We start from the raw sequence: 25990 nt of genomic DNA, 5'->3' as shown, positions 1-25990 counted from the left end.
TCATTTGGGGTCTTGTGAAAGCTGGATGTGTACTGAAAAATTTCGACCGTAAACTTGCATCGTAGAAAGGAAGGAATTACGTGATAAAAATGAAACGGACTCAGAAAGTGTTAAGTCTTCTGATGATGGTTTTTTTGTTGATTGGTATGGTGCCCGGGGTGTTGAGTGCTGCTGAGGAAGAGGGCGAATACACTACCTTGAGAGGGCTTGAGTTTGTGTCTGAGGAAGATTCCACTCTGATTATCGGGGAAGCGGAGACGGTTAAGTTGAGATTAAACCGGATTCCTGTGAGTAAGCTTTTTACAGGTGCGGTCAATGCGACTTTAACAGATCCTGATGGAAAAGTGACCTACTACTCCGTATCCGGAGGCGGCGGTTATTATAATATTTCCAATCTTACCTTAGATACCCCTGGGGAATACACTCTTAAGGTAAGTGCAGTTTCGCCGAATAAAGGCTCGGCAACCGGGATTATAAAGGTCTTGGATGCCGTTGCAACCGTATCGGGATCTCTTGTGACCAACGTCAATAACTCGTTAAGTGTAAAGTTAACAGATTCAGAAGGGAATAGTTTGGATCAGAGATCAGTGACAGTTGATGGAACGGATGTTGATGCCAGTCCGGCAACCCAAAATTACACGACGTTAAATGATGGAACATTTCTCCTTAACATAACTCCGGAAAAAGAAGGGAATGTGGATATTGTCTTTGCAGGCAGAATTATTGGAACCATTCCTGTTAAATCTGCTTACGAAGCGGGTAGCCGCATCGGTTCCCAAGCGATTGATAATGTTTCCCTCTCGGTTGAGGTCGCTAAACAAGGTTGGCCGAGTGCAGCGAATGTGATTTTGGCGAGGGATGATCAGTTTTCAGATTCTCTGGCCGCGGCTCCGCTTTCCAAAAAGCTGGATGCTCCGATTCTTATGACAGGCTCATCTGTCTTAGATTCCCGGACGTTAGCAGGGATTCGTGAGCTGGGTGCCCGGAACATATATATCGTTGGCGGTACAGTGGCTATCTCCCAAAGCATTGAAGATACCTTGAGTGAGAATTTTACGGTAACCCGGATTGCCGGACAACAAGGCTATGATACTGCTGCCTTGATTTCTTCCCATGTGGGGGCTGATCCTACTCGAACTGTCTATCTGGCCAATGGGAACGCTATTCCTGATGCCATTGCGATCAGCGCCTTTGCCGGGGCCCAGGGGAATCCGATTTTACTGACAGATCGGGATACATTACCGGCTTCGACAGGTCAGGCTTTGGCAGATCTTCAGGCGAGTAATGTCGTCTTGCTTGGAGGAACAGCTGTTATCGGCAGTTCTGTGGAAAATGAATTAAGTTCTAAGTATATGGTCAAACGCTGGGGAGGCTACGATCGTTATGATACTCAAGGCATTATTTTTCAAAATCTCCTGAATAAAGAAGCGCCCCAATCTCCCCTTTATTTTACATCGGGGTTAGTTCGCCAGGATGATGTCAGTTCAGGAAAACCCTATGCAGATGCCTTATTAACCGCTGCATTGGCAGCTAAAAACGGGGGATTTGTGGCAATGACTGAGCCGAATGCGCTCCCATCCGGTCTCAGCTACTTTTTGTTATTCAATAAAGGGTATATTCCTAAGTCATCTGTCGTGGGGTATAACAGCGGCGTCTCCTATAATCTGGAGCAACAACTTCAGCAAATGCTGAAGCATTAACGGGAAATCTGATGGATGACTGATAGTCGCGCTTGTTATGTATTGGTTGCTGTAGAAGAACTTATCCAGGGACGTAGCAGCCGTTATCTCCCTCTTATAGAAGATGGAAGTTTTACGGCTGGTAGTCATCGGATAAACTGTGTTTTAGTGATTAAAGCTTGGGAAACGAATTCGAAAAGTTTCGGGCTATTGACAGCTTACCTGTATACAGGTAAGCTGTTTTCAGCCGGATTTTTAACAGACAGAAGGGTTTTTATTGAATATAGTTGCTTTGATTTTAATAGTATTAATGGCGTCTACCTTGCAGGCTGCAACAGGATTCGGATTTGCGATTATGGCCATTCCGTTTCTGCTCCTCTTATTTGATCCCCGCGATGCGATTCAGTTGAATATTATACTTTGTTTTTTAATCTCTCTCATAATGGTTTACAAAATCCGCCGTGAAATCAACCGGGAGATTCTCATACGTTTGATCAAGGGCGGTATAATAGGAATTTTGCCGGGACTTGGGCTTTTTATCTTTTTAGACGTGCGGCCCTTAAAATTATTGGTGAGTATCTTAATCCTGGTCATAACCGCTTTATTGGTTGCTAAAATCAAGTTCCAACAGAGTAAACTTAAGGAGCTGATCGTTGGAGCATTTTCAGGCTTACTCACCACAAGCATAGGTTTGCCCGGTCCGCCCCTGATGATTTATTTTGCCGGAGCAAAAGCGGATAAGGCGACAATACGAGGGACAACAATCGCTTATTTTGTGTTCGTTTCTCCGATTAGTCTGCTGCTTCAACTTTCCATGTATCATATTTCAACGGGTGTTTGGACAGCAACCTTGTGGTCCATTCCCTTCCTTTGGCTGGGGGTATTTTTGGGCCAGTGGCTATTTGACCGACTTGATCAACATCGTTTACAAATAATAATCTATTTCTTACTTTTTTGTACGGGTCTGTATTTGTTGCTCACAACCCTGTAAGGGAATTAAGAATGTTAATGATGTTTTTGATTTAAGAATCGAGTGTAACATTATAAAAGAATAAAATTTATCAAAGAGACAGCTGATATTCGAATATCAGCTGTGTTTTTTGCGGCTTTGTTGTCAATAAGCAAGAAGCTCATATTGAAATCTTTATATAATCTTTATTGGAAAGCAGCAAATCTTGATCCTGTTTTTATATGATTGGTGCTATAACTTAGAGAGGGGCGCGGAACTATATAATATTCTAGAATAATCAGGTGGTGAAAATTAATGGTGTCATCCATTAAGCGGTTTTTAATTGGTCGCCCTTTAAAATCAACTGAGTTGGGCGAGCAAAAGCTTAACAAAAGGAAGGCTTTGGCCATTCTCTCCTCAGATGCCTTATCTTCTGTCGCTTATGGCCCGGAGCAAATTTTGATTATCCTGGTTACCCTGGGAATAGCCGCTTTTTGGTATTCGATTCCGATCGCAGTGGGAGTACTGGTTCTATTAATCGTCTTGATTTTATCCTACCGGCAAATCATCTATGCTTATTCACAAGGTGGAGGAGCGTATGTAGTATCCAAAGAAAATTTAGGTATCAACCCCGGCTTGATTGCAGGGGGCTCACTGCTGGTGGATTATATATTGACGGTGGCGGTTAGTGTTTCGGCAGGTACGGATGCTATAACCTCCGCTTTTCCCAGCTTGCATGATCACAATGTGCTGATAGCGATTATATTCGTCATCTTTCTAACCATTCTTAACCTAAGAGGGGTAACAGAATCAGCTTCGATTTTAGCCTACCCTGTTTACTTGTTTGTAGGGGCCTTATTTATCTTGATTAGTGTAGGTCTTTACAATGTCATCACAGGTCAGGTTTCCCCTGACCTCCACGCGCCGATCGGTACTCCGGTAGCAGGCTTGAGCTTATTTTTGCTCATGAGGGCATTCGCCTCTGGAAGTTCCGCTTTAACAGGCGTTGAAGCGATTTCCAATGCCATACCAAATTTTAAAACACCTGCCCCGAACAATGCGGCCAGGACTCTGGTAGCGATGGGTATATTGCTTGCCCTGCTATTTTCCGGAATTGTTTTTTTAGCCTACTATTATGGGGTTTCTCCCAGTGAAGAGGTAACTGTTGTCTCTCAAATCGCTGAGCTGACATTTGGTCGGAACCTAATATATTACTTTATTCAAGGAACAACCGCTTTAATCCTGATCCTTGCGGCAAACACAGGTTATACTGCCTTCCCCTTGTTAGCAGTCAATTTGGCCAAAGACAAGTTCATCCCCAGAATGTTCACCATTCGCGGAGATCGGCTGGGCTATTCGAACGGGATTATAATCCTGGGATTCTTATCGATCATCTTAATCATTGCCTTCGAAGGCAAGGCCGAACACCTTATTCCCCTTTATGCCGTGGGTGTATTTATCCCCTTCACTTTAGCCCAAACCGGGATGATGGTGAAATGGATTCGGGAAAAGCCTAAAGGGTGGATTCCTAAGCTGACGATTAATTCACTTGGTGCCCTGATCTGCTTCCTGGTTACTGTGATCTTTTTCATCACTAAATTTACGCAAGTCTGGTCGGTTTTGATCTTCCTTCCCCTGATTATCTACATGTTTCACAGAATTCGTAAGCATTATGATCAAATAGCGGATCAGTTGAGGGTATCGAGCTGTGAGTGTACCATACCAATAGCGGGGAATGTGATTATAATACCTGTCGCCGGGATTACTCGGGTTGTGGAAAATTCGTTAAATTACGCAAAATCCTTATCGGCCAACCAGATCATTGCTGTTAATGTATCCTTTGAAAAAGAAGATGAGAAAAGGTTTCAAGAGAAATGGGAGAACTGGCAGACAGGTGTGCGCTTGGTGACCTTGAAATCACTGCATCGCAGCATTATTCAGCCTCTGACTAAGTTTATTGATACGGTTGAGCGGAAAGCAATTGAATCCAATTATCAAGTCACCGTGCTTATCCCGGAATTTATTCCTAAGAAAGGCTGGCATAATATTCTTCATAACCAGTCAAGCCTGCTGATCCGCACATTCCTGCTCTATAGAAGAAATGTGGTGGTTACTATCGTGCCCTATCATCTTAAACAATAAAACAGCACCTATCCTGAAAAAGCATTCTGGATTAGACAGGGGGCCAGTTCTGCTATCCGGCTCTGGGGCAGAGCGCTTTTCAGCTGTGTTAACCCGTGGGTCGACGGTGTCTTCGATCTGCACGCGTCTGCGAGTTCCGCCGCTGGCTCGCTGGACGGTTCGCGAGCGCGTACGAACCTCTGGATATTTCTGGCCGCATGCTATACCATCCATGGCGCATGCGGCACTAGGAACATCGTGTTCCGTCGCATGTGAACCTGCGGCGCGCTACGGGGACGCGAATCATCTGCGCTCGCCTTAGCGCGGCTCCACCGACGCATCCGCTTAGCAGACAAGCGCTCCTTCAGCCAGTTTGTTGGGAATGTAAGCAGAACTTTGGGGGTCTGCTAAGGCTTTGTGGAATCTTTTTCATCCTCTGCTGGTGCCGCGGCAGCGGCATGGACAGCTAACCTGAAAAATTAAAGACCCAATAGACATGCAGAGGATCCCCAGACCCGTGAGCAGGGCAGCTTCGTCCACAGAAGCGAACCCATTGCATGGAGAGGCGGTAAAAGCCCACAAGACGGTGCGGGGAAACGGAGCCACGGGTTCACATCAGGTATTACCCGGAGGTTTGGCGAAGTCCCGCACCGGCGAGTGGGCGAGCCTCGGAATGCTGCGGTAAGCGGATGTGGATGAAGCTGCCTGACCCAGGCGACCTATTTTCATCCTCTGCCGGTGGCTGCGACAGCAGCATGGGGGGGCTTTTACCCTGAAAAAGGCTTAAAAACATGCAGAAGGACCCCTAGGCCTGCCCGCTCCAAGCGATCTATTAATGCCCTGTTAACGGATTATTCCAATCTGCTAACAGGGCTTGGCGCTTTTTAAGACGCAGCAATTCTTCTCTCAGAATTAATAGCCTAAAAAACTATCATAAGACTTATATAAAGCAGGGAATAGCTAAAGCAATGGAGAACTATATTTTTATTGGACTAGTCCACCAGTCCATCAAAGGATTAAACCAAGCATACAATAGATGGGGTCAGTAGGTTGTTGAGATCAGAAAGGTGATTATGATGGAGTTAGATCGGAAAAGCGGTGTGCCCTATTACATCCAGCTTAAGGAGCAGATCCGGCGGCGGATTACCCAAGGGATTTGGCCGGCGGGAACTAAGCTGCCAACGGAACGGGAGTTAGCTAAAAGCTTAGCTGTCAGCCGGAATACCGTTAGCCAGGCTTACAAAGAACTGGAAAGCGAAGGGATTTTATGCTCGGTTCGGGGGAAAGGAACCTTTGTTGAGGATACTTCACTGATCATGCAGCAGGAGAGTCGTAAAGAGAAGGTCTTACGCATTGTCGATTTAGCTATGGAGGAAGCAGTGGGGCTTGGTTTCTCAATCGATGACTTTGTCTCTTTCGTCCATGTCCGCGGCATGGAGAAGAAAGATCTCCTTTCGCGGATGAAAGTAGCCTTTCTCGTAACTAACCCTGAGCAGTTGGCGGATGTCAATTGGAATCTTGGGCCGGGGGTAAGTCTGCTGCCCTTACTGCTCTCCGAGCTTCAGGAATCCCCTCGGGCCCAGGAAGGCTTAGCCGGGATGGATATGGCGATCACTGGTATGGCTCATCTCCCCGAAGTGAAGATTCTTTTAGGAAAGCTTCATATCCCTATCCTGGGAATTTCGCTCCAGCCTAAGCTTGACACCCTTGTGCGTATTGCCAAATTAACCGTGGGCCGTGACCTGGCTTTAGTGTGTGAAAGCAGCCAGTATGCAGAAAAGATAAAGCTGGCACTGAGGCAAGCCGGATTATACCCGTCTTTCAAAACCCTGATTCAGCCAAATGAAGCGAGTTTGCGGGAGGTTTTGCCGGAATGCGGGGCTGTGATTTTAGCTTCCAGGCTTCGTTTTGGGGTTGAAAAAGTGCTTCCGGAAAATATGGAGTGTATTGAGTTTCGTTTTGAACCGGATGCTGGGAGCCTTAATTTACTCAGAGGGGCTTTGTTGGAATTAAAGGGGGAGAAATCTTGAAGAAACAACGCATTATTGGTATGTTTGACTCCGGAGTCGGTGGACTCACAGTCATGAAAGAGATATTAGAGAGGCTGTTTGATGTTCGAATCGTTTATTTTGGAGATACGGCACGGGTTCCTTATGGAAACCGTTCTCGTGAGGAGCTCATTCGTTTTGGCGAAGAGATTGTCACGTTTTTGATCGGGCAAGGGGCCGAGGTGATCGTCGTAGCCTGTAACACCAGTTCAGCCACTGCGCTGCCGGTTCTCAGAGATCGGTTTGATGTCCCGATGATTGGCATGGTAGAACCAGGGGCCCGTTTATCTGTCGAGAAAACCATAGCGGGCAGGATTGGGCTGATCGCCACAGAAACCACGGTGCGCAGCAAAGCGTATTCCTCCGCGGTGAGTCGTGCTTTGGCTAAGGGATGTTTACCTGAAGATTCAGCGCTCCGGGAGGCCTGGCAGCATGGCGAACAGCCGATTACTTTAATTAAAGCTCAGGGGTGCCCGCTTTTTGTGCCCTTAATTGAGGCGGGGCTGGCCAATTCTGCCGAAGCAAGAGGAATTGCCCGAACTTATCTTAACCCTCTCCGGGCAGCCGGTGTAGATACCCTTATCTTGGGGTGCACCCATTACCCCTTTCTTGAGCCGGTCCTTCGGGAAATCTTAGGAGAGGATGTGTTGATTGTTGACCCGGCTTTAGCGGTGGTGAAAGAACTTGAGGGATTGCTTAAGCATTTGGATGAGTGGGAACGATCGGGGCTGATCGGTTCGCCTTCTTCGGCTCTGACCAAAAAACCATGGCGGGCCCGGTATTATGTCAGCGGGGACCCGGAGCTTTTTAAGCAAGTCGGAAATACTCTTCTCCAGGAACCCATAGGCCATGTCGAACAAATAATACTGGGTGAGTAAGCAGTTTTAAAGCTAAGGGGGGAATTTAGTGTGGAACAAAAGACCGTAGTATTAGGGGTTATTGGAGCCGATGTTCATGCGGTAGGGAACCGGATCTTGGACTATGCCTTTAGCCAAGCCGGTTTTAAAGTGATCAACATCGGGGTCCTTGCAACTCAGGAGGAATTTATTCATGCGGCCATTGAGACGAATGCGGACGCCCTGTTAGTCTCGTCCTTGTACGGTCACGGGGAAATGGATTGCCGGGGTCTGCGTGAGAAGTGTCAGGAAACAGGAATCGGCAGCATTATCATGTATGTAGGCGGCAATCTGGTGGTCGGGAAACAGGATTTTGAGTCGGTGAGAGAGCGGTTCTCAGCGATGGGTTTTGATCGTGTTTATCCCCCCGGAACCCTGCCGGAAGGTCCCATTGACGATTTGAAGAAGGATTTAGGTCTGAGGATGGATTAAAGGGGGGATGGACATGCAGGCAGTCCTTCTCATTGATTTTGGCAGTACGTACACAAAAGTGACGATCGTAGACCTCGATAGTGAGGAGATCGTGGGGACGGCCCGGGCAGGTACAACCATTGAAACGAACATAATGGACGGATTGAAGGCAGCTTTGGCACAAATTCCTGAGCCTGCGGGAGGCTGGAAGTTTGTCCGCAAGCTCGCCTGCAGCAGTGCCGCCGGCGGTTTAAAAATGATTGCCAGCGGGTTGGTAAAAGAGTTGACGGCAGAGGCGGCGAGGCGTGCAGCGCTGGGTGCGGGGGCACGGGTCCTGGAAGTCTTTAGTTATGAGCTGACAGAGCAGGATCTTGAGAGAATTGTTCAATTGAAACCGGATATTCTTTTGTTAGCCGGGGGAACGGACGGCGGAAATAAGGAAATCATTCTCAAAAATTCAGACATGCTCAGCCGGCTTCCTGTCAGTCTTCCGGTGGTGATAGCGGGCAATAAAACCGCAGCGGCCGCAGCCGCCGAGTGTCTGAGAAAACGGCACAGCCCTGTCGTTATGGCAGAGAATGTGATGCCGGAGCTGGGCGTTTTAGCGGTAGAATCCGCACGGTTAGCGATTCGGGAAGTCTTTTTAACCCATATCATCCAAGCCAAAGGGTTAGACAAGGCGGAGGAGTACCTGGAGAGGATTATGATGCCCACTCCCTCGGCAGTGCTCTCCGCGGCAGAACTTCTGGCCCAGGGTCACGGTTCCGAACCGGGATTGGGAGAGCTGCTGATTGTGGACGTTGGCGGCGCCACGACGGATGTGCATTCCATTGCTAAGGGTGACCCCAGTAAACCCAGCGTAACCCTGAAAGGCTTGCCGGAACCTTATGCTAAACGGACGGTTGAAGGGGATCTGGGGATGCGCTATAGCTCAGAGGCTTTGGTAGAAACAGCGGGGAAACGCTTGAGGGACTATCTGGGCTGGACTGATGATCAAATTCAACAACAACTAAAGCTCTATAAAGAAGATCCCTGGCGAATTCCTCAAACCGCAGAAGAAGCGAGGTTTGATGTGGCCATGGGGCGGATGGCCGTAGGGTTGGCGGCGGATCGCCATGTGGGAACCATTGAAGTGGTTTATACTCCCTTCGGAGCAAGCTATATTCAAAACGGAAAGGATTTGACGCCCCTGGGAGTGGTGATCGGAACGGGAGGGGTCCTGCTTCATCACCCGGATCCTTTGGAAATCTTACGGGGAGCGGTTTTTAATTCCGGGGAGCCTGCGGTTCTTAAACCGCAAAACCCTGTTTTCTACTTGGATAAAGAGTATATTTTAGCAGCTATGGGTCTGCTTCGGGAAGTATCTCCGCAGGCCGCACTTCGAATCATGAAAAAATATATTGTAAAACTTTAGGAGGGTTTAGCAGATGGAATTAACAGTCCGACAAATGGACGCCGAAGAATTTCAGCGCCAGCGGCAGGAAGTCTTGGGGCAATGGCAGACCGGTAAAGATGTGGTCTTTGAGGAAGCAGTGGCGTACCATAAATCTCTGCCCAAAAGCAAAATATTTGCCGAAAAACTCGCCCAGGGCAAAGCAAAAGGGATCACCTTTGCTCAGCCGCGTGCAGGTGTTGCCCTCCTCAGTGAGCATATTGAGCTGCTGCGTTTTCTTCAAGATGAAGGCGGGGCTGATTTCCTGCCGTCCACCATCGATTCGTATACCCGGCAAAATCGTTACCCGGAAGCGCAGGCAGGAATTGAAGAAAGTGCTGCCATTGGCCGCTCCATGCTCAATGGATTTCCGGCGGTCAATCATGGAGTAGCGGCTTGTCGTCAAGTGGTAGAAAGTGTTCAGGTGCCGGTTCAGGTTCGCCACGGCACTCCGGATGCCCGTTTGCTGGCCGAAATTACCCTTGCCGGAGGATTTACGGATTACGAAGGCGGCGGGATTTCCTACAATATTCCCTATTCTAAAGATGTTTCGATTGAAAGTACGATTAAGTATTGGCAGTACGTGGACCGTCTGATCGGGCTTTATGAAGAACAAGGGGTAAAGATCAACCGCGAACCCTTCGGTCCCTTGACCGGGACGCTGGTTCCGCCGGCTATTTCTCATGCTGTTGCGGTTATTGAAGGGATTCTCGCAGCCGCTCAGGGTGTCCGCAGTATGACCCTCGGGTACGGACAATGCGGCAATCTTATTCAGGATGTTGCGGCACTGCATACCTTGCCGGTTCTGGCGGAAGAATATTTAGCCAAGTTAGGCTTGCCAAAGGTTATGATTACGACAGTCTTTCATCAATGGATGGGCGGTTTCCCCCAGGATGAGGCCAAAGCTTTTGGAGTCATATCCTGGGGAGCGGCGACGGCAGCCTTAGGCAAGGCCTCCAAAGTCATCGTAAAATCCCCTCATGAAGCCTTAGGGATCCCTACTAAGGAAGCTAATGCAGCAGGAATTCGTGCTACGAAACAGATACTAACCATGTTGAAAGACCAAACTCTGCCTATGACTGCAGAGCTTGCCTTAGAAGAGGAAATGATCTTAGCGGAAACGAGGTTAATTCTTGACCGGGTCCTCGAATTAGGAGAAGGAGATGCCGCTGTCGGCACAGTTCGGGCCTTTCAGGCCGGGGTCATTGATGTCCCGTTTGCCCCAAGCCGGTATAATGCCGGTAAAATCCTCCCGGCCCGTGACTCCGCAGGAGCTGTACGCTTATTGGATTTCGGAAATATCCCCTTCGATGAAAAAATCAAGGAGTTTCATCAAGAACGCATCGCCCAGCGCGGACGGGATGAAGACCGCGATCCTTCCTTCCAAATGGTGATCGATGACATCTACGCCATAGGCAAAGGAATGCTTGTTGGCCGCCCAAGAGGGTGAAGCTGTTCTAACAAAGGAGGGAATGTATAATGAAAATTATTGACGTTATTGCTTCACCGGGGCTTACGGGTTTTTATTTCGATGACCAGCTTGCCATTAAATCAGGCGTTGGTCATGATGGTTTTACTTATCTCGGAGAACCTAAAACAGCGGGATTTAAGGCGGTTCGTCAACGGGGCGAGTCGATTTCAGTGATGCTTATTTTAGAAGATGGGCAAGTCGCCTCGGGGGATTGTGCGGCTGTTCAATACTCAGGAGCCGGCGGCCGGGATCCGCTTTTTTTAGCTGAAGATTTTATTCCAATCATTCTTGAAGAAATTGCACCTAAGCTGATAGGCCGGGAACTGGATTCGTTCCGCAGTCTGGCGGGTCTGGTTGAAAACTTAAAGCGGCAGAATGGGGAACCTTATCATACGGCGATTCGCTATGGGGTGAGTCAGGCGATTCTTGATGGAGTGGCAAAAGCTCAGAGAAAGACCATGACCGAAGTGATCCTGGAGGAATATGAGCTTCCGCTGATTCTTGAGCCTGTTCCGATTTTTACTCAAACCGGAGATGACCGCTATGAAAATGCCGATAAGGCAATTATAAAACGTGCCGGGGTTCTGCCCCACGCTTTGATCAATAATGTGGAGACAAAGCTGGGCAAAAATGGGGAATTGCTCTTAGACTATGTAGAGTGGCTGCGCAACAGGATTATGACTTTGGGCGGGGATGATTACCGGCCTGTCCTGCACATTGATGTCTACGGTACGATTGGCTTGGCTTTTGAGGATGATGTGGAGCGGATGGTCGAATACTTTGTGAAGCTGGAAAAAGCGGCGGCTCCCTTGCATTTACGGATTGAAGGTCCGATGGATGCCGGGAGCCTTAAAGGACAAATTGAACAGCTTAAAGCCTTGCGGGCTGCCTTGAAGGCGTGGGGAGTCAAGGTGGAAATCGTGGCCGATGAGTGGTGTAATACTTATGAAGATATTGTCAAGTTTGTTGATGCTCAAGCTGCCGATATGGTTCAAATTAAAACCCCTGATCTGGGCGGGATTCAAAACACAATTGAAGCAGTTATCTACGCCAGGAAATACGGAGTAGGAGCTTATGTGGGCGGATCCTGCAATGAAACGGATTCCGGCGGCCGAACAGCAGTCCATGTAGCCCTGGCTGCCCGTCCGGATCAAATGCTTGCCAAGCCCGGTATGGGAGTGGATGAAGGGTATATGATCGTACACAATGAGATGAATAGGACGCTGGCTGTGTTGAAAAGGGGTGTGAGATAACAGACTCGTTGGAATAAGAGGACACCAACAAAGCAGACGGCTAAAGGAGCAGACAAGAACATGAGAAAAATCGGTTTAACAACCACGGTCCCGGTTGAAGTGATTTATGCAGCAGGAGATAGGCCGGTTGATTTAAACAATATATTTATTACGAGTCCGGAAGCAATGCGTCGCTTGGAAGAAGCAGAACTGGCAGGCTTTCCACGAAATGTGTGCGGTTGGATTAAGGGATTGTATTCGACGGCCCTGCAAAATCCAGAGATTCAGCACATAGTTGCCGTAACTCAAGGGGATTGCAGCAACACCCATGCTTTAATGGAGACTTGGGAAGTAGAGGGGATCGAAATCATCCCCTTTGCTTTTCCTTATGACCGTGATCCGGACATGCTTCGTCTCCAGATGGATAAGCTAATTAATGTGTTAGGTACAAATTGGGAGGATGTGCAGGTTCAAAAGAAACGCCTCGATCAGGTTCGGGCCTTAGCCTGGGAAATTGATCGACTGACTTGGGAGGAAAATAAGGTAAGCGGTTTTGAAAACCACCTCTACCTGGTCTCGTGTTCCGATTTTAATGGTGATCCTGAGGGCTTTGCCCGCGAGATGGAGGAATTTATTCAGAAAGCGGTTGCACGGGAGCCTTTTTCAGAGCGCTCCCGGCCCGGAACGCGCAGGAAAAAGCGGGAAATACGCCTTGGATATATTGGGGTTCCGCCGATTTTTCCCGAGCTCTACGATTTTCTGGAAGACCACGGAGCCAGAGTTGTCTTTAATGAAGTGCAGAGGCAGTTTGCGATGCCTTTTAAGACGGATGATATAGTGGAACAGTATCGCTTATACACCTATCCTTATAAGGTGTTTTTACGTCTGGAGGATATCGCCAGAGAAGCTGAGCTTCGTCATCTGGACGGAATCATCCACTATACCCAAAGCTTTTGCTATCGTCAGATAGAAGATCAGATTATCAGAAAAAGGTTGGACTTCCCGATTCTTACGTTGGAAGGGGAAAATCCGACGGGACTCGATGCCCGGAATAAAATGAGGTTGGAGTCTTTCTTAAGTATGATTGGGGATTAAGAGAGGTCTTTAGTGTGAAGGCAGCAATAAAGGAAACAAGATCGGAAGGATTGGGATATCATGTCAGGACAACAAACCATTTGCGGGATTGATCTGGGGAGCCGGAGTGTGAAAATTGCTCTCATGGGGCGAAAGGCGGAGGGAGAGGATGGGGGTCTGGAAATCCTGCGGCTGGAGAGTCTGGATACCATCCGTTTCTACCGGGAGTACGGACGAAAGCAGGGAGATAAACTAGCCGTAAATTTCGAGGCTCTGGGCTTACCTGCAGTCGACAGCTTAATTTCCACAGGATATGGCCGCAACACCTTGGAATTAGCCGGCGGTGAGGCGATTCCTGAGCTTAAGGCCCATGTTTTGGGTGCGATTTATCAGACGGGTCTCAAGGATTTTACCTTGGTTGATCTGGGCGGGCAGGACAGTAAAATTATTCAAGTCCGCAAGGGCAGAATGATCGACTTTTTGACCAACGATAAGTGTGCGGCTTCTTCCGGACGTTATTTGGAGAATATGGCGACGATCCTTGATCTGCCTCTCCAGGAGCTGGGGGGATATACCGATGCTCCCGTGGAGCTGAATTCTACATGCGCCGTGTTCGGTGAAAGTGAGCTGATCGGTAAAATTGTCGAAGGGTTTCCGCTGGCTGAACTGGCGGCTGGGGTTAACACAACCATTGTCAAACGGATTTTGCCGCTTTTGCGTTCATTCCCGGGAGAGGTCATTGTCTTTACCGGCGGTGTTGCGCACAATCGTGCAGTAGGCAGGCTTTTGGAGAAGGGGTCAGGCCGAAGGATCGTGATACCTCAGGAGCCCCAGTTCAATGGAGCTATCGGATGCTGCGCCTACGCGGCTCAAGACTGAACGAAGGATTTTGTCATAAGACGCTGTCCATCCTCAAACAGGAAGCCTAATCCCTGAGGCGCGCGCTCCCAGCGCGCGGCGCGGTGTTGTGCAGGTTGAGCAATCAAGAGATTTCAGGTATACCCGCCGGACTTGCCAGTAATTAACATAAGAGGTGTTAATGATGGCAATATCCTAACCTTTATAATGTGGAACTTATCATGCCTGAGGGAAATAACCGGATAAGGCAAAGAGCTGGGAAAAGAGAGATTTCTATAAAGATAGATATAAAAAACCACGATAAGTAAGAAAGAGATTTGGAAATAAAATCACCATAATAAGAAAACATAATAACAAACCCTTAAAAAAGACTCCCATTTTCAGTAAAGAGGCCTTATAATTGAGTTAGTGCAAGATGTAACAAATTAAGAATTATGCAGAAATTTTTTGGAGGTCGACTCATATGCAGAGATTACTGGATGGGCTGATTAAATTTCGACAAGAGGATTATGAAAAGCATAAAACGCTGTTTAGCAAATTAAAACGAAAACAGGAACCCCATACGTTATTCATTGCCTGCTCCGATTCGCGTGTCATGCCGGAAATGATCACGAAATCCTTACCGGGAGAATTGTTTGTGGTTCGAAATGTCGCCAACCTTGTTCCCCCTTATCGGGAAACCCATCAGGAATATGTAGCGACGACCTCTGCGATTGAGTATGCTGTTAAGGCTCTGAAAGTAGAAAATATTGTTGTCTGCGGCCACTCTAATTGTGGAGGGTGTGCGGCAATTTATTACTCCGAGGATATTCTCAATACGCTGCCAGATACTAAAAAATGGCTTGAATTGGCGGAGAATGTTAAGAAGAGGGTTATGATCCATTTAAAAGACGAAAACGACAAATACATGAAGGAATGGTTAACCGAGCAAATAAACATACTGGAACAAATTAAACATCTCTTAACCTACCCTTATATTAAAGAGAAGTATCTAAAAAAAGAGCTGAATATATATGGCTTCTATTACATGATTGAAACGGGAGAGGTTTTTATTTTTAACTATGAAAATGGAGCCTTTGAATTATCTAACTAATTATCTGACTAAATTCAGAAAATATTAGAAAAGGCTCGCATCACGCGATCCGCAGAGTATTCCGAACCCTTGTCATTTGATATAATGACGAGAGTTCGGAATATTTTTTGGGCAGGCTAAATAGGCTGCCCCCAACAATCCTTAGAATTTGAGGTGAGTATGAACATGAACATAAACATAACGAAAGCGGCTAAAGCGGGGACCCTGGAGTCGAATGATATTTTGATAATGGTTCGGCCTAATGAGGGCGGAAAAATCGAACTCGAACTTGAAAGTATCGTTATGAAGCAATTCGGGGATGTCATCGAGCAAGTGATTTTACATAAGGTGCGGGAAATGGGCGTTGAGGGCATATGGATTAAGGCCCAGGACAAGGGAGCTTTAGATTATACCATAGCCGCCCGGGTCGAAACTGCGATTAGCAGAGCGATTTAACATAATTGTCAAAATGAATTGCCAAGCATAATAAACCGATTGCAATAGGTTAAATGCTATAGTGAGATTCAAAGTTAAGTTGTTTCTGGTGTAAACGGCAGGGTTAAGCTATAGAATGAAGTATTATAAAGTATCTTACTTAAGGTGGTTTAAATGTGGAAACGTTGAGAAGAACGATGTTATTTATGCCGGGAAATAACCCGGGAATGCTTCAAAATGCAGGGATCCTCGGAGCAGATTCCATCATTTTAGATTTAGAGGATGCAGTAAGTCTGACGGAGAAAGATAGTGCCCGAATATTAGTCCGGGAAGGGATTAAAGCCATCGATTACTCACAGGTGGAAGTGGTGGTTAGAGTAAATCCCTTAGATACGGAATTTGGACCTCAGGATGTGGAGATGATTGCCCGGGTAAAACCGGACACCTTATTGATTCCTAAAGCCAATGAAGAAGGTATTGGCCTGGTGGCCCAACTGCTCGACAAAATAGAAAAAGAAGAAGGATTTACGACCGGGAGCATTAAAATCATGGCGCTGATAGAAACCGCGCTGGGTCTGGAAAATGTTTATAACATCATTAAGGCCTCCAGCCGAGTGGTTGGGGTGCTGCTGGGAGGAGAAGATTTGACGGCGGATCTGGGCATAGAACGCACCAAAGAGGGACAAGAAATCTTTTATGCCCGTAATAAAGTAGCAACCGTGTGCCGGGCTTTAAAGGTGGATGCTATCGATACTCCGTTTACAGACATCAACGATTATGAAGGTCTGGAAAAGGATACGGCTAAAGCAAAGGGTTTGGGTCTAACCGGTAAAGCGGCGATTAATCCAAGACAGATTGAGACGATTCATTCCGTCTTCGCCCCCACAAAAGCCGAGCTAAAACAGGCTTTGAGAATATTGGATGCTATGGAGGAAGCGGAAAAGGAAGGCAAAGGATGCTGCTCCCTGGATGGAAAAATGATCGATGCTCCGGTCATCCAGAGAGCAACCTGCATGGTCGGTCAGGGCATCAGACTGGGACTTATCAGTGACGAGGTAGTAGCAAGATGACAAGTATATCAGGCAGAGAAATTCCCGATTATATCCAGGGTTATGGGCCGGTTAAGCCTTTTCAAGGGGCCTTTAGTGATGTGGGGACGAAAACCCGGACCGCAGCAAAGCTGACCAGTGTAATCCCTAATCATGAAAAGGTTCTGCCCGGTCTGGATGAAGCTTTAGATAAACTAGGCATCACCGATGGAATGACGATTTCCTTTCACCATCATTTAAGAAATGGAGATTTTATCTTAAATAAGGTTATGGAAAGCTTGGCCGCAAGAGGGATTAAGGACCTGACTGTTGCGGCTAGCTCGATTTTCCCGGTTCATGCTCCCCTGGTTGAGCATATGGAAAAGGGAGTGGTAACCGGTCTGGTTACAAATTATATGTCCGGTCCTGTAGCGGAAGCTGTATCCAAGGGTAAATTGAAGAAACCGGCGGTCATGCAAACCCATGGCGGACGAGCAAGGGCTATAGAAAGCGGAGATCTGCATATCGATGTCGCCTTTCTGGCGGCACCTACGGCGGATACTTACGGAAATATTAATGGGATTTATGGTAAGTCTGCTTGTGGGTCCTTAGGCTACGCGGCAGCGGATGCGGAGTATGCCGATAGAACCATCGCTATTACGGATAATTTAGTGCCCTACCCCGCCTGCCCTATTGAAATCAGCCAGGTTTTCATAGATTACGTGGTGGAGGTTGACTCTATCGGGGACCCTAAGGGTATTGTTTCAGGGACTACAAAAATCACCAGGGATCCGGTAGCGCTGATTATCGCCAAAAGAGCAGCTGAAGTGATTAAAGCCTCCGGTTTAGTCCGGGAAGGAATGTCCTTTCAGACCGGAGCAGGCGGAACCTCTCTGGCGGTGGCAGCGGAGCTGAAAACGATCATGCGGCAGGAAGGAGTGGTTGGCAGTTTCGCTTCCGGCGGAATTACAGGATATCTTGTAGAAATGCTGGAAGAAGGGCTTTTTAGAACTCTCTTTGATGTCCAATGCTTTGACTTAAAAGCCATACAGTCTTATAGAGACAATCCGGCCCACCAATTCATGTCGGCTTCTATGTACGGCAACCCTCATACTAAAGGAGCAGTCGTTAACCATCTGGATATCATGATTCTGGGAGCGACTGAAATCGACACAGACTTTAATGTAAATGTTACAACAGGCTCGGATGGAGTCATCATGGGCGGCTCCGGCGGGCACAGCGATACAGCCGCAGGGTCTAAGCTGGCAATTGTGGTAACGAATTTAATGAAGGCCAGACTCCCCATCATCAAAGATAAGGTGATGACAGTTACAACCCCGGGAGAAAGTGTTGATGTTTTGGTTACAGAACGGGGAATCGCTGTCAATCCGCAACGAACCGATTTGCTTGAGAGATTAAGAAGGACAAAGCTTCCCCTGATGACGATCAAGGAATTGAAGGGATTGGCCGAAACAATCACCGGGATTCCGAAGGCTATTGAACCCTCTGATGAGATTGTCGCTGTCGTAGAGTATCGGGATGGCAGTGTTATTGATGTTGTGAGGAAGGTGAAGTAGACCTTTGCGTCTTTGACGCAAAGTCCTATTAAGGGGAAGCAAGGAGAGAATAAGTATGTACGGCGCTCATATGGAAAAGGTAAATCTCAGGAATCGGAACGAAAGGGAAGAGGTAGACGCCTTTCTCCGGGAGTTTGGCTTAGTCCTGGATCAGGATGCGGACTATACGCTCGTCATAAGAGACGGGGCGTGGAATCCGTCGGCGCAAGGTTCTGCTATTGTCGCAACCTGTTCGACGGCAAAAAATGTTCTAAAGTGTTTTGCGGTTAAAGATGAACTGAGGGGGGAGGGAATAGCCTCTGCCTTGGTTTCCGCTTTAATCGATAAACTCTTTCGTCAAGGGATCTGCCATTTTTTTGTATTTACCAAGCCCGCCCAGGTTCCTATCTTTTCATCGTTAAATTTCAAACTGATCCATTGCAATGGGGAAGCCGCACTTTTAGAAAATGGAGCTTATCATATCCGTCAGGCGTTAGAGGAAATGAAAAGGAATTATGGGATTGGGGATGGGGAAAAGGCGGCTTTGGTAATGAACTGTAATCCATTCACCCTCGGCCATCAATTCTTAATTGAAGAAGCTTCTAAAGATAATGCAGAGCTTCTGGTGTTCATTGTTGAGGAGGATAAATCACTCTTTCCCTTTGCAACCAGGCTTGAACTGGTTTCCCGGGGAGCTGCACATTTGAAGAATGTTAAGGTCCTGCCAAGTGGGGAGTATATGATCTCAGCCACTACCTTTCCTTCTTACTTTCTAAGGGAAGAGGGGGAAAGACTAAAGGTTTATGCAGACTTAGATTCCTCCATTTTCGGGAAGTATTTTGGTAAAGCCTTTAACATCATGAAGAGATATGTGGGAGAGGAACCCTATTGTCCGGCTACGAAGGTCTATAATGAGACCTTAAAAAGGGTGCTGCCTGCCTATGGGGTTGAACTGATTGAAATTAAGAGAAAGGCTTTTGGTGAGACGGCGATCAGTGCTTCGCTGGTCAGAAGCCTGCTGAAGAAGGAGACGATTCCTGATCTAAGCGGTCTTCTGCCGGAAGTTACCTTAGAATTTTTAAAGACATGCCAGGGAAGGGAGATTGCGGAGAAAATAAAAAGAAGTGATTCTCCGCACTGAACGATGAAGGAATATACTGCCGGGGATCTCCTGGAAGCCAGGGAGAAAAGGGCTGCGCTCATTGAAAGCCTTTTGAAACGTTATAATACCCCGCTCTTAGTGATGAGAGTCAATTATCCGGGACTGAAGAAAACCAATGATCTAACGGTTAACCTCATAAAGGACATGACACCGGTAATTTGCACTCTGCTGCAGAATAAGATTTGGAGCAAGAGTGTGCTTCAAGGCGCAGAAGGACCAATTTTCTACGCGGCGGTCAATCAAGAAGCTGCCAGTTTGAAAAAGATAGCCATTGGCCTGGAGGAAGACCATAGTCTGGGACGATGTTTAGATATTGATGTCTATGATTCTTTGGGCAAAAGCTTAAGCCGGCAAGAACTCGGATATCCAAGCCGGAAATGCTATCTGTGTGCTGAGGATGCTCATCATTGTGTAAGGTCAAGACGGCATAGGGAGTCTGAGGTCATTCAATACATTAAGGATACCTATCAGAATTATAAGAAGGAAACCTACTCACTGGATATAGCTGGTCTTGCGGTTCAAGCCATGCTCTACGAGGTCTCCTGCAGTCCGTCTCCCGGGCTGGTATCCAAAGAATCCAGGGGTGCTCATCAAGATATGGATTACTTTACGTTCCTGGATAGTGCCGCTTCTCTGATAAAACCCTTAATACATTGTGCAAAGGCCGGGTTTTCCCCAAAGTCCCCGGAGGATATTTTCCTGGAAATAAGGCGAATCGGACAAGTGGGTGAACAGCAAATGCTTCAAAAAACCTCAGGCGTAAATACCTGTAAGGGAATGTTTTTTTTACTGGGTATTTGCTGTGCCGCCGGAGGAAAAGCACTCTACAGCGGCTTAAACTTCTCGTCCTTACAAGGTCTGATTAAAGAGATGACCAAGGGTTTGGTCGAGAGAGAGCTGAGGTCAAGATACAGCGGGTTCAGAATAGGAGAACAGGTGGATGTTTTCGCGCTGACCCATGGAGAGAGACTGTTCTTAAACCATAAGGTTGAAGGAATACGAGGAGAGGTTGAGAGAGGACTGCCCACGGTGTTCGATTTTTCGCTGGGGTTTTACAAAGAAAATCAAGGGTTAAGCCAAAATTCCAGGTTAATCCAAACCCTTCTCGCTATTATGCAGCATTGCGAGGATTCAACTATTCTGCATCGGCATTCCTTTGAGACATTAAAGGAAGTTCAGGATAAGGCCGGCTATATTCTTTCCATCGGGGGCGTAAAGACTCTTCAAGGGCTGAAAGGGATCGAAGCTATGAACGAGGATTTCTGCAAACGTAATATCAGTCCCGGAGGCAGTGCGGATTTATTAGGGGTAACGGTTTTTCTGTATTTATTAGAAGAATATATGGAAAGTAAGAATGTTTCCAAGATATAGAATTTCGAATGCCTTGTTCTGAGGTTGGCAGTGGAGTAAAATGAGAACAACCTGTAAGAATATTCGGAATACCTGCTCCGTGCAGAGTAAGGAGTTCAAAGGAATTAGAAAACAAACTTGGATAGGAGGCAGCCAATGAAAGAAATAATGGCGGAAGAAATTAGTTCAGCCGTTGAAAAGCTCTGTATTGACGCCAATTATAACTTGGGTTCGGATATCATGACAGGGTTTCACCAAGCTTTGAAGGATGAGCCTTCACCCTTAGGCCGGGAGGTGCTGGAACGGCTGATTGAGAATGCTGAAATAGCCCGGACGGAACAGGTTCCAATGTGTCAGGACACTGGAATGGCGGTCCTTTTTGTAAGTATCGGTCAGGACCTGCATGTCGTCGGCGGGAGTCTCACTGAGGCAATTAATGAGGGAGTACGCCGTGGTTATGATAAAGGATATTTGCGCAAATCCGTTGTGAAAGATCCCTTTGAGCGGGTCAATACGGGGGATAATACACCGGCGGTGATTCATTATGATATTGTCCCCGGAGACGCTCTGCATTTGGTTGTGGCACCCAAAGGTTTTGGCAGTGAGAATATGGGAGGCCTTAAAATGTGCAAACCATCTGAGGGCCTTGAGGGTGCCATGCAATTTGTCGTGGACACGGTTGACCGGGCGGGTGGAAACCCATGTCCTCCCATTATTGTCGGCGTTGGTATAGGCGGAACCATGGAAAAAGCGACGTTCTTGGCTAAAAAGGCCTTATTGCGGGAAGTGGGAAACCATAATCCTGAGGAGCGGCTGGCTAAAATTGAGGAAGAGTTATTAGACCGCATTAATCGGTTAGGAATTGGTCCTCAAGGTTTTGGAGGACTTACAACTGCCCTGGCGGTCAATTTGGAGGTATATCCCACCCATATTGCCGGAATGCCGGTTGCGGTGAACATTAATTGTCATGCAACACGTCACAAGGAAATCACGCTGCAAGGGAGGGAAGGCAAATGAGTGAGGTTATCCGCATAGAAACCCCGCTTACCCAAGAGAAGCTTAAAGCTCTGAAAGTCGGGGACAATGTTCTGATTAACGGCGTAATTTATACCGGGCGGGATGCTGCTCATAAGAAAATGCTTGAGGCTCTTGAGCGGGGGGAAGACCTTCCTTTTGAAATGAATGAACAAATCATCTATTTTGTCGGGCCGACACCAGCCAAGGAAGGGCAGGTGATCGGTTCAGCCGGGCCAACAACCAGCGGGCGAATGGATGCCTATTCCCCAAAGCTGATTGCCAAAGGATTAACAGGCATGATCGGCAAAGGACTTCGTGCTCCGGAGGTGATTGACGCCATGAAGACATACGGGGCCGTCTACTTTGGGGCAATCGGCGGAGCAGGCGCCCTCATTGCCAAACGGATTGTTTCAGCCGAAGTTATTGCTTATCCGGAGCTGGGACCGGAAGCGGTACGACGTTTGGTCGTCAAAGATTTCCCGGTGATGGTGATCATTGATCATGAAGGAAATAATCTTTATGAAATTGGTAAAGCCCAATACAGAAGAGCTTAGAAAAACATAGGAAAGGGTCTGCACCAAACTTATTTACAAGTTTGGTGCAGACCCTTTTGTTCTATTATCAGACTCCCATGCCGCTGTGCGGCACCACTGATGAATGAATATCCTCTAACTAAATAAGATCCTGTAATTCTTCAAGAATTTTTACGACTTCCTGGGATGCTTCAGACATCTCAGCCAAAAGACTGCTGGCCTGATGGATATTGCCTTGATTATAAGCAAAGGCGGCTTGGCGCGCGAGTTCGTGAACGCGTTCGTGAGGAGAGGCAAGTTTTGAGAAGGTTGGATTTTGATGCAGTGCTTTAGTTTCCGGTCCATCTGCCCATTTTCCTAAACGGCAGTCGTGGTGAGTTCCTACGCTGTTTGGATCAATATGTTCATATCCTAAGAGCATATTATAGATTCGCCAGGTCCAGAGGAGGTGGTCAGTCTTGGAAAGCTCTAAGGCCTGGTGAGTATTAATGGCTGGGACGCTCGAAATTTGTTTGGTCCGAAGTTCTCCCAGTTGTTGGCTGATCGCATAAATTCCTTCACCGGTTTGATGGGCGACGCGTTCGGTTTTATTGGCGGACTCGCTGATAGAACTGATAATTTGCGCGAACTCTTCGACAACGGCGCTCTGTTCCTGACTCCCGGAGGCAATACGCTGGATATCTTGTGAAATCGTAACTACATGTTGGAGGATTTGCTCAACTTCTTGCCCGGCTCCTTGCATGACCGACTTTCCCTGGCTCATCATATGGGAGAGAGAGAGAATATCTTCCGCCGTGCGCTTTGAATTATGGCTGAGATCGTCGATCTTTTGCCTGATATCTGTTACGGAAGTCTTGGTGTGCTCTGCTAACTTGCGTACCTCATCTGCAACAACTGAAAACCCTCTTCCTTGCTCCCCGGCCCGAGCGGCCTCGATGGCTGCATTTAAGGCTAAAAGGTTTGTCTGATCCGCAACTCCGGCAATAACACCGACAATTTGTTCAATTTCGCCCATAGAATCCAAAACATCCTGCACTTGTTTGCTTACTTGCTCAAATTGGGTAAAGGAGTTTTCCACAAAACCAACGGCTTGTTGAATCTTATCCGCCCCGGAGGTTGCCATACTTAAAGATTGTTCGACAAAGGATGCGGCATTGGAAGCGGAGGAGGCTGTTTCATTGGCGGCTGCGCCCATTTCTTCAGCCTGTGCAGACATATTGGCAATCTGAGGTGTCTGTTCCTGAATTCTTTGCAGCATTTCCCGGATGGAGGTCATACCTGTCATTTTCCCAACCGCTCCATTAATATCGAGCATAGTACGGGCGGCTGCATCTTGTCGAGCTTCGATGATTTCGTTAATAACCTTAACGACACCGGAAAGGGAGCTGGAGGGAGAAAGCCCTAGCTCAAATGGTTTGCTGAGATCACAGTTTTTCAGACATTCTGTTAATTTGTTTAGCTCGTCCAGATCAAGAGAAGTCTGAGTAGAGTTATTCTCAGAATTCCGTTTAAATGTAAACACTGATTCGCCGCCTTTCTTTTTATAAAAAATAATTAAAGTCAGAATAGTGTAAGGGTTTTGAAAAAAAGGATATACATTATACAATTTTCTTTTAAAAATCTTTAAATCCTGCCTATATCTGCCTTTAAGAAAAAATATTTTTTATTATTCATCAAGAATGGACAGGATTCTACTCGGCCTGAATGTCTGGAAAGTAATAAATATTAAGTGTAAATAGACACAAAAGCTTCACAATTTCTTAAGGAAAAACAACTGGATTGTGAGGTATAATAAGGATATCCTAAATATCCTTGATAGGAGTTGCTGTAAGATGAACTGCCCGCTGTGTGAAGCGCGTGATATTGGCCGCATTGGCCGTGAACGTTATTATTGCAGAGAGTGCTGCCATGAATGGACGAAAGGGGATGGGGTTGTAAAGATTTACGAGGTATTGTCGGATGGGACCGTGGTGCGATTAGAAACGAAATCCGAGTCTTTTCAACTTCCCTTATCCCGTCAAGTTACCAGACGTCGTGCAGGCTAGAGATCCATAGTAACTAGAGCGCATAAAAAGAGAGCCGCCGGCTCTCTTTTTATGCGCTCCAGTAATGGCCGGGACTCACGCATCATCTTACTAAAGCGGCAACAGAATGGTAAAGTTTTAATAATTTGTGCAGGATTTCATTGGCACATTATAGAACTATAGTATCGAACTATAGATTAAGAATTATTTCAAATAGGGCTGTATCTGTGATCATTGTGCCAAGGATGAGCATGACTTTTATTGTACGGTAAATGTGGTGCTTGCTGCCTTAGGAATTTTATCCGGAAGGAAAAGAGCGGGTTACAGATAACGACAGGGAAATTGGGTGTAGTGTGATAGGCAATGATGCTAATAAGAGAGGATGAAGGTTATTGATTCAACTGCATCAGTTTAGCTTAGATGAGGCTGTTAAATTACTGAGGATGGATGAGGGGCAGTTGGCCCTGCTTAAAGAGGTTCGACCAGTCATTGAGCGGGATGCTGAGGAAATCATCCGGAATTTTTATGCGCATGTAACTGCTTTTCCAGATCTTAAGGCAATCATTGATCGCTTTTCCTCAGTGGAAAAGCTGAAAGTTACTATGAAAAAGTACTTATTTTCACTCTTCCCGGATAAAATTGATGAAGAGTTTATCCAGTGGCGTGTTAAGATCGGGGAGGTTCATAAGAGGATTGACTTGCCGCCATTTTATTATCTGAGTGCTAACCAGTTCTTTTGCGATGAAATTATACCCAGGATTTTCAAACACTATCGCAGAAAGCCAGACCAGGCTGTTCGTGCCGGTTTGGCAGTTCAGAGGCTTTTAAGCCTGGACCAGCAAGTCGTCATGGCTAGTTATATTCAATCCTATATGACGGAAATCGATAAAAAAGCTGAATTAGAGAGGGCCTTAACTGAGATTGACAGCTTGCAGCGCAGGGTTAGTGAAGCCAGTCAGGCACTGGCTGCAACATCAGAAGAAACGGCAGCCTCTGCGGCAGAGATGAATGAGGCGACTGCTCAAATATCGGGCAATGCTTCTGAGGCCGCTGAATTCTCCCGGCAAGTAGATGCTTTAGCTCAAGAGGGTGCACGAAGGATTCAAATGATCTCAGAGACGATGCTGAACTTAGCCGGTATGACCTCGGAGATGCAAGGAAAAATGGCGGAGCTTGATAGAAGCTCCGGGCGTATAGCTTCGGTCACGGATGTGATCAAAGAAATTGCCGCCCAAACCAATCTCCTGGCCCTAAATGCGGCCATCGAAGCTGCCCGTGCCGGAGACAGCGGAAGAGGTTTCGGAGTGGTGGCAGAAGAAGTGAAGAAGCTGGCCAGCCATTCCGGGCAGTCGGTTAAAGAAATCAGCGAACTGATTACGATTACGAAGCAAAATACAGTTGCGGTGAACTACTCGATTGCCCAAACAACTGAGGCTATGCAGGGTGCGGCAGCGGAAGCCCGGGAAGTGGTGAACCGCTTTGGAGAGATTATGGCCGCAATAGATGCCAGTATCCAACAAGTTCGAGGAATTGCCCAACAGATTGATGCCTTATCCTTGACGGCCGGCCAAATAGGGTCAGCATCTGAGGATGTAGCCAATTCGGCTACATCTCTGGCCCAAATGGGATTGCGGGAGTAGGG

23 protein-coding genes are annotated in these 25990 nt (G+C 47.1%); 22 read left to right on the top strand and 1 reads right to left on the bottom strand.

The features are described from left to right. Positions 1 to 80: 80 nt before the first annotated feature. The 20 genes from DESYODRAFT_RS24260 to DESYODRAFT_RS24170 all read left to right on the top strand — a co-directional run bounded on the left by DESYODRAFT_RS24260 (position 81) and on the right by DESYODRAFT_RS24170 (position 22345). Complete coding sequence (locus tag DESYODRAFT_RS24260; protein ID WP_007787103.1) at positions 81 to 1700, top strand: cell wall-binding repeat-containing protein; 1620 nt, start codon at positions 81 to 83, stop codon at positions 1698 to 1700. Between the two features lie 256 nt (positions 1701 to 1956). Next, a complete protein-coding gene (locus tag DESYODRAFT_RS24255; protein WP_007787102.1) occupies positions 1957 to 2670 on the top strand; it encodes a sulfite exporter TauE/SafE family protein in 714 nt (237 codons plus the stop codon). A 273-nt stretch (positions 2671 to 2943) separates the two neighbouring features. After that, complete coding sequence (locus tag DESYODRAFT_RS24250) at positions 2944 to 4770, top strand: APC family permease (protein WP_007787101.1); 1827 nt, start codon at positions 2944 to 2946, stop codon at positions 4768 to 4770. 532 nt (positions 4771 to 5302) lie between these two features. Continuing rightward, positions 5303 to 5434: a hypothetical protein gene (locus DESYODRAFT_RS29665; protein WP_282433040.1), complete on the top strand. Its 132-nt coding sequence runs from the start codon at positions 5303 to 5305 to the stop codon at positions 5432 to 5434. A gap of 388 nt (positions 5435 to 5822) precedes the next feature. Then, positions 5823 to 6779: a GntR family transcriptional regulator gene (locus DESYODRAFT_RS24245; RefSeq protein ID WP_007787100.1), complete on the top strand. Its 957-nt coding sequence runs from the start codon at positions 5823 to 5825 to the stop codon at positions 6777 to 6779. Further along, positions 6776 to 7675, top strand: a complete 900-nt coding sequence (locus DESYODRAFT_RS24240) for a glutamate racemase (protein ID WP_007787099.1) — start codon at positions 6776 to 6778, stop codon at positions 7673 to 7675. The genes DESYODRAFT_RS24245 and DESYODRAFT_RS24240 overlap by 4 nt, the downstream gene beginning before the upstream one ends. 30 nt (positions 7676 to 7705) lie before the next feature. Continuing rightward, positions 7706 to 8125, top strand: coding sequence for a methylaspartate mutase subunit S (gene glmS / locus DESYODRAFT_RS24235; protein ID WP_007787098.1), 420 nt, complete (start codon positions 7706 to 7708; stop codon positions 8123 to 8125). 13 nt (positions 8126 to 8138) lie between these two features. Continuing rightward, positions 8139 to 9518: a methylaspartate mutase accessory protein GlmL gene (glmL, locus tag DESYODRAFT_RS24230; protein ID WP_007787096.1), complete on the top strand. Its 1380-nt coding sequence runs from the start codon at positions 8139 to 8141 to the stop codon at positions 9516 to 9518. Positions 9519 to 9531: 13 nt separating this feature from the next. Beyond that, on the top strand, positions 9532 to 10986 hold the full coding sequence (locus DESYODRAFT_RS24225) for a methylaspartate mutase subunit E (RefSeq protein ID WP_007787095.1): 1455 nt from the start codon (positions 9532 to 9534) through the stop codon (positions 10984 to 10986). Between the two features lie 29 nt (positions 10987 to 11015). After that, complete coding sequence (locus DESYODRAFT_RS24220) at positions 11016 to 12260, top strand: methylaspartate ammonia-lyase (RefSeq protein WP_007787093.1); 1245 nt, start codon at positions 11016 to 11018, stop codon at positions 12258 to 12260. 60 nt (positions 12261 to 12320) lie between these two features. Further along, positions 12321 to 13334 carry a 2-hydroxyacyl-CoA dehydratase family protein gene (locus DESYODRAFT_RS24215; protein ID WP_007787091.1) on the top strand — a complete coding sequence of 338 codons (1014 nt, stop codon included), beginning with the start codon at positions 12321 to 12323 and terminating at the stop codon, positions 13332 to 13334. Positions 13335 to 13394: 60 nt separating this feature from the next. Further along, a complete protein-coding gene (locus tag DESYODRAFT_RS24210) occupies positions 13395 to 14192 on the top strand; it encodes an acyl-CoA dehydratase activase (RefSeq protein WP_007787089.1) in 798 nt (265 codons plus the stop codon). A 442-nt stretch (positions 14193 to 14634) separates the two neighbouring features. Further along, positions 14635 to 15264 carry a carbonic anhydrase gene (locus DESYODRAFT_RS24205; RefSeq protein ID WP_007787088.1) on the top strand — a complete coding sequence of 210 codons (630 nt, stop codon included), beginning with the start codon at positions 14635 to 14637 and terminating at the stop codon, positions 15262 to 15264. A 171-nt stretch (positions 15265 to 15435) separates the two neighbouring features. After that, on the top strand, positions 15436 to 15699 hold the full coding sequence (gene citD, locus DESYODRAFT_RS24200) for a citrate lyase acyl carrier protein (RefSeq protein ID WP_042340087.1): 264 nt from the start codon (positions 15436 to 15438) through the stop codon (positions 15697 to 15699). A 155-nt stretch (positions 15700 to 15854) separates the two neighbouring features. Further along, positions 15855 to 16748 carry an HpcH/HpaI aldolase/citrate lyase family protein gene (locus DESYODRAFT_RS24195; protein WP_007787086.1) on the top strand — a complete coding sequence of 298 codons (894 nt, stop codon included), beginning with the start codon at positions 15855 to 15857 and terminating at the stop codon, positions 16746 to 16748. Next, a complete protein-coding gene (gene citF / locus DESYODRAFT_RS24190; protein WP_007787085.1) occupies positions 16745 to 18283 on the top strand; it encodes a citrate lyase subunit alpha in 1539 nt (512 codons plus the stop codon). The genes DESYODRAFT_RS24195 and citF overlap by 4 nt, the downstream gene beginning before the upstream one ends. Before the next feature lie 55 nt (positions 18284 to 18338). Continuing rightward, positions 18339 to 19403 carry a [citrate (pro-3S)-lyase] ligase gene (gene citC / locus DESYODRAFT_RS24185; protein ID WP_007787084.1) on the top strand — a complete coding sequence of 355 codons (1065 nt, stop codon included), beginning with the start codon at positions 18339 to 18341 and terminating at the stop codon, positions 19401 to 19403. A 3-nt stretch (positions 19404 to 19406) separates the two neighbouring features. Then, positions 19407 to 20795 (top strand): citrate lyase holo-[acyl-carrier protein] synthase, encoded by a 1389-nt coding sequence (gene citX, locus DESYODRAFT_RS24180; protein WP_007787083.1) that lies wholly within the window; start codon positions 19407 to 19409, stop codon positions 20793 to 20795. Positions 20796 to 20930: 135 nt separating this feature from the next. Beyond that, on the top strand, positions 20931 to 21791 hold the full coding sequence (locus DESYODRAFT_RS24175) for a fumarate hydratase (protein WP_007787082.1): 861 nt from the start codon (positions 20931 to 20933) through the stop codon (positions 21789 to 21791). Then, a complete protein-coding gene (locus DESYODRAFT_RS24170) occupies positions 21788 to 22345 on the top strand; it encodes a Fe-S-containing hydro-lyase (RefSeq protein ID WP_007787081.1) in 558 nt (185 codons plus the stop codon). Before DESYODRAFT_RS24175 ends, DESYODRAFT_RS24170 begins: the two co-directional genes overlap by 4 nt. Positions 22346 to 22463: 118 nt before the next feature. Here DESYODRAFT_RS24170 and DESYODRAFT_RS24165 read toward each other — a convergent pair whose 3' ends face one another. Next, complete coding sequence (locus tag DESYODRAFT_RS24165; protein WP_007787080.1) at positions 22464 to 23846, bottom strand: methyl-accepting chemotaxis protein; 1383 nt, start codon at positions 23844 to 23846, stop codon at positions 22464 to 22466. A gap of 310 nt (positions 23847 to 24156) precedes the next feature. On the opposite strand from DESYODRAFT_RS24165, the gene DESYODRAFT_RS24160 reads away from it, so the two are divergent. Together DESYODRAFT_RS24160 and DESYODRAFT_RS24155 are read left to right on the top strand one after the other, a co-directional pair. Beyond that, complete coding sequence (locus DESYODRAFT_RS24160; protein WP_007787079.1) at positions 24157 to 24369, top strand: hypothetical protein; 213 nt, start codon at positions 24157 to 24159, stop codon at positions 24367 to 24369. 371 nt (positions 24370 to 24740) lie between these two features. Further along, the gene (locus tag DESYODRAFT_RS24155) at positions 24741 to 25988 is read left to right on the top strand and encodes a globin-coupled sensor protein (protein WP_007787077.1); all 1248 of its coding nucleotides are present in this window, start codon (positions 24741 to 24743) and stop codon (positions 25986 to 25988) included. Positions 25989 to 25990 lie beyond the last annotated feature (2 nt).

Origin of the sequence: Desulfosporosinus youngiae DSM 17734 (assembly GCF_000244895.1) — a bacterium.
Classification (GTDB): Bacteria; Bacillota; Desulfitobacteriia; order Desulfitobacteriales; family Desulfitobacteriaceae; genus Desulfosporosinus; species Desulfosporosinus youngiae.
The sequence above is the reverse complement of the archived record's forward strand: the minus strand, read 5'-3'. Positions and strand labels throughout refer to the sequence as shown.